The organism is Methylobacterium sp. A54F (assembly GCF_053346035.1).
Window position 1 is genome coordinate 1 of record NZ_JBKFBF010000040.1, and the last position, 614, is coordinate 614.

A 614-nucleotide genomic window follows, 5' to 3' on the forward strand; every position below is an offset into this window, starting at 1 on the left:
ACCTCGGTGCGGTTCTTGGCCTTGAGCTTCTTCATGATGTTGCGCACGTGCACCTTCACGGTGCTCTCGCACATGTTCAGCTCGTAGGCGATGATCTTGTTGGGCGTGCCCTTGCGCAGCGCCCGCGCCACGCTGAGCTGGCGGGGCGAGAACACCTCGTCGTCCCGCCCCTTGCTGGTCTGGCGGCTGTTGATGTCCGACAGCAGCGAGAACATGCTCGCGGCCGGCATGTAGACCCCGCCCGCCCGCACCAGCTGCAGCGCGTGCACCGCCACCTGCAGCGAGACCGTCGTCGGGATGTAGCCCTTGATGCCGAGCTCCAGCACCTTGATGATCTGCTCCGGGCTCTCGCAGTCCGACATCACCGCCACCGGAACGCTCGGGTTCCAGCCGCGCAGCTCAGCCAGCTCCCGCTGGATCTCGGCGCGCTCGGCCTCCGGCGCGTGGCCGCCCGGCAGGCACAGCAGCACCAGGCAGGCCGAGGCCAGGCTGGTGTCCTGGTGCCACTGCCCGAGGCTCGCGAAGGTCTCGAACCGCATCTGCGCGTCCGCGTCCCGCAGCGAGGCCAGCAGGCACTGACCCACCAGCGGACGACGGTCCACGATCACGATCAG

The 614-nt window shown here is 68.4% G+C and carries 1 protein-coding gene; it reads right to left on the reverse strand.

Annotated elements, in window-relative coordinates; genetic code table 11:
• Positions 1-602, reverse strand: a 602-nt coding sequence (locus ACLBXP_RS25220; RefSeq protein WP_447670584.1) for a LuxR C-terminal-related transcriptional regulator, incomplete at its 3' end; no start/stop codon positions are given.
• Positions 603-614 lie beyond the last annotated feature (12 nt).